Origin of the sequence: Asaia sp. W19 (genome assembly GCF_003994335.1) — a bacterium.
Taxonomy (GTDB): Bacteria; Pseudomonadota; Alphaproteobacteria; order Acetobacterales; family Acetobacteraceae; genus Asaia.
In genome coordinates, this window is the sequence record NZ_PNQZ01000159.1 from 1 (window position 1) to 3,176 (window position 3,176).

Annotated in this window: 5 protein-coding genes and 1 pseudogene; all 6 read left to right on the top strand. The window is 59.3% G+C overall.

Annotation, left to right across the window (positions count from 1 at the left end):
• Positions 1-237, top strand: a 237-nt coding sequence (locus C0V97_RS18475) for a hypothetical protein (RefSeq protein ID WP_158625472.1), incomplete at its 5' end; no start/stop codon positions are given.
• A gap of 9 nt (positions 238-246) precedes the next feature.
• Positions 247-1,191 carry a DUF5309 family protein gene (locus C0V97_RS17570; RefSeq protein WP_127102858.1) on the top strand — a complete coding sequence of 315 codons (945 nt, stop codon included), beginning with the start codon at positions 247-249 and terminating at the stop codon, positions 1,189-1,191.
• A 65-nt stretch (positions 1,192-1,256) separates the two neighbouring features.
• On the top strand, positions 1,257-1,553 hold the full coding sequence (locus tag C0V97_RS17575; protein WP_127102857.1) for a hypothetical protein: 297 nt from the start codon (positions 1,257-1,259) through the stop codon (positions 1,551-1,553).
• A complete protein-coding gene (locus C0V97_RS17580) occupies positions 1,553-2,173 on the top strand; it encodes a hypothetical protein (RefSeq protein ID WP_127102856.1) in 621 nt (206 codons plus the stop codon). The genes C0V97_RS17575 and C0V97_RS17580 overlap by 1 nt, the downstream gene beginning before the upstream one ends.
• Positions 2,174-2,182: 9 nt before the next feature.
• Positions 2,183-2,470, top strand: a complete 288-nt coding sequence (locus tag C0V97_RS17585; RefSeq protein WP_127102855.1) for a hypothetical protein — start codon at positions 2,183-2,185, stop codon at positions 2,468-2,470.
• 76 nt (positions 2,471-2,546) lie between these two features.
• A pseudogene (locus C0V97_RS17590) lies at positions 2,547-3,176 on the top strand (hypothetical protein); the annotation flags it as partial.

Below are 3,176 nucleotides of genomic sequence, written 5' to 3' on the forward strand. Positions count from 1 at the left end.
CCGACGATGCTCCGCCTCCTCCACAAGGCATACCTCTACGATACCGGCAGCAAGACCGTGGATGCTCAGGTCCAGAAGGTCGTCAATAAGCCCAGCCGGGTGATCAAACCGGGCTCAGCCGGTTCAAATGCTGATGCGTCCGAGAAGGATGGCCTGAACAAGGCTCTGAAATCCCTTCGCGCAAACCCCACCGACCCTGACGCCATCACTGCGGCGTTCATGGCGAAACTTCACTAAGGTAGATATTTGACCACTGTTTCCTCCTACGATGTTGTAGGCACCAAAGAAGATATCTCGGACGTTATCTCCAATATCGCTCCGACCGCTACGCCGTTCCAGTCGATGATCGGCGGCGATAAGTCCACTCAGAAGCTGTTCGAGTGGCAGGAAGATTCGCTGATGAACGTGGGCCAGAACGCCCAGGTCGAAGGCGCCAGCGCCCCGGCTGCACAGTTCAACCCGACTGTCATGCGCTCCAACACCACGCAGATTTTCACCAAGACTGCCAGCGTGACGGGCTCAATGCAGGCGACCAAAACCTATGGCCGTGGTCAGGAGCTTGCTTACCAGCTCGGCCTGCGCTCCAAGGAGCTGAAGCGCGACCGAGAGTGGGCCTTCATCGGCACCGGCCAGGGCAAGGCCGCAGGTGCGGACGGCACGGCCCGTGAGATGGCTGGCTACCAGGCCATGATCGACCCCAGCATGGTCTACACGGCAGGATCTGGCCTGAATGCCACGGGCACCGCTCCGGCAGCCACGGCGCTCACTGAGCAGATGCTCCTGACGACGCAGCAGGCCAGCTACAATGCCGGTGCTGATGCCAACACGATCATGGTTCGCCCAAGCGATGCCAACACGATTGCTGGCTTCTCGGCCTCTAACCGCACTGTGTTCGTCCAGAACCAGGACACGACGCTGAACCACAACATTTCGATCTACAAGTCCCCTTACGGGACCCTTAAGGTCGTGATGAACCGCTTCATTCGCGGCACTGGCGCATCGGGCACCCCTGATACCACGGCGGATGCCCTGCTGTTCGATCCGGCGATGTGGAAGCTCGTCACCTTCCGTGACTGGTTCCGCCAGACGCTGGCCGTCACTGGTGACAGCACCAATGTTCAGATCCTTGGCGAGTTCTCCCTGAAGCACATGAACTTCAAGGGCTCGGCGCTGATCACGAACTTGGCCTGAAGCCACTCTGAGGAGCCTCTAACGGGGCTCCTCAACTTCCCCTTCACATTCTTCAAAGCAGGCCCTTGAACGTTTTCAACACTGTCCACACCGACTTGATCGGGCAGGATGACGGATCGCTTGTGATCCTCCGTCAGCAAGAACTCTCTGATGACTTCCTCGCAAACCTGCGGGACGAGCGCCTAGCCTCGAAAAATGTGAGGGAGCGCGAATACATGAAAGTCGCCTCCATTCCAGCCGCCGTATTCGACCTCTGGTGTGCCCAAGGTCTCGACCCTTGGAACATGGAGGCCAAGGATATCGTAGCGCGGCTCCGCAGGGATAATCTTGAGGCGTTCCTTGCGACCTCGAAGGAGGTCTGATGGCCGCCCTTCAGGATATCCTCAGCGACTTCAACGGCGAGCTGAACCGGGACGACTGCTCCCAGGTACAGGCAATCAATTTCGTCAATCGAGGCTTGGCGCGTATCCAGCGGTCCCTCAGGGTCCCTTCGATGGAACGCCACAGGCTTATCCTCGCGCAAGGGCAGATGACGTACGCTACCATGCCTGACGATTTTCTTGAGATGATTGACGTATTCGCCAGCCTCTCTTGTCAAGACCGAAGCCGCGCGCTGGAGCGGCGCGCTTTCCGTCAGATTGTCGGACTGCCCAACCAGATAAACCCTGAGGCTTACGCCCGGATTGGGAGCACGATCCATTTCCGGGGGGCCATTCCGCAGGGTGGGTCGGTTCTCTTTCACTATTATGGCGCGGTTAGCAGTCTATCCAACCTCACGGATACGAACGAGTTCACGCTGGCCTGCCCTGATCTCGTCACCTACGCCGCCCTCAAATATGCGGGGCTATGGTGCGATCACCCGTCAACTCAGACCTGGGAGGACACCTTCACAGGTCTTTTAGGGGACGTTCAGGGGCAAGCAATTGCGATGGAGAGCAGCGGCGGCCCAGCATCTATACAGCCCCTCTATATCACGGAGTAAATGGCGCCCATGAGCGGCACCCTGTCCACACCCGGGCCGACGCAGATTTGCGGCTCTTTCTTCTACGACAATACGGCGACTGTTGCAGCGGCCTTGGATTTGCAGACCGCCCTCCAGGTCGCTGTGCCACAGGTTACAGCAGCCGCCCAAACGGCGGAGGCAATTGCCCCAACACTTGCTGAGGCACTCCAAAGCGCGAACTACTTCCTGACGGGGGACCTGCGGGGACTTCCGACCGTGCCGGGCTCAGTCGGAACGCTCTGGAACAATGGTGGGGAAATTGCCCTTGTCCAGTAATGAAGCGTTCCCTTCCCCAACCCTAAACAATGTGACCGTCCTAGGGGCTTTGACTGGTGCCCTTGATGCAGGGACAGTGGGGGGAGTTTCTCTTGACGCACTCTCTCTCCGGGCGCTGCTCCCTTTCAACAGCTCTTTGGCGTCCTCGGTGGGCGGGTACGGGCTGAATGCAGTTGTCCCCGATGGCAGCACCCCAGGAAAATTCTGGGTCTCGACGGTAGCGGGGAATGTGTCTGTCCCCGGTGCGTCCGGCGCTTCGTGGGGCGATCTGTTCGCTGGGCTTGTGGCTAATGCTGGCGGTGATCTGGGGGGTATCGTCAAGGCAAGCATAGACACCCCGACTGGCAATCCGGCCTTTCAGGACGGCACGGGAAATTGGCACGTAGTGCAACCAGCCGGGAACTATCAGGCAGCCGGTAACTATCAGCCAGCCGGTAACTATCAGGCAGCCGGTAACTACCTTGAAACTGCCGACACGGGCCAGCAGAGCGTGGCAGGGCCGGTCTCCTTTATGCAGAATCCGACTGGAACGACCGCGCCTCTCGGAACGAGCGACAAGTCTTTCGCTACGACCGAATTTGCCGCCCGGCTGAATTCCGGCCGCAACCTCCATACGACCGGCATTACATCGTCCCAGACTTACCCTGTCCCGGCTGGCGTCTATAAAATTCGTGTTCGCCTCCAGGCGGCGGGCGGTGCGGCGGGG

Bases quoted from the DNA above. Each gene is read 5' to 3' on its own strand.
- C0V97_RS17580 (WP_127102856.1), top strand. From the start codon at position 1,553: ATGGCCGCCCTTCAGGATATCCTCAGCGACTTCAACGGCGAGCTGAAC.
- C0V97_RS17585 (WP_127102855.1), top strand. From the start codon at position 2,183: ATGAGCGGCACCCTGTCCACACCCGGGCCGACGCAGATTTGCGGCTCT.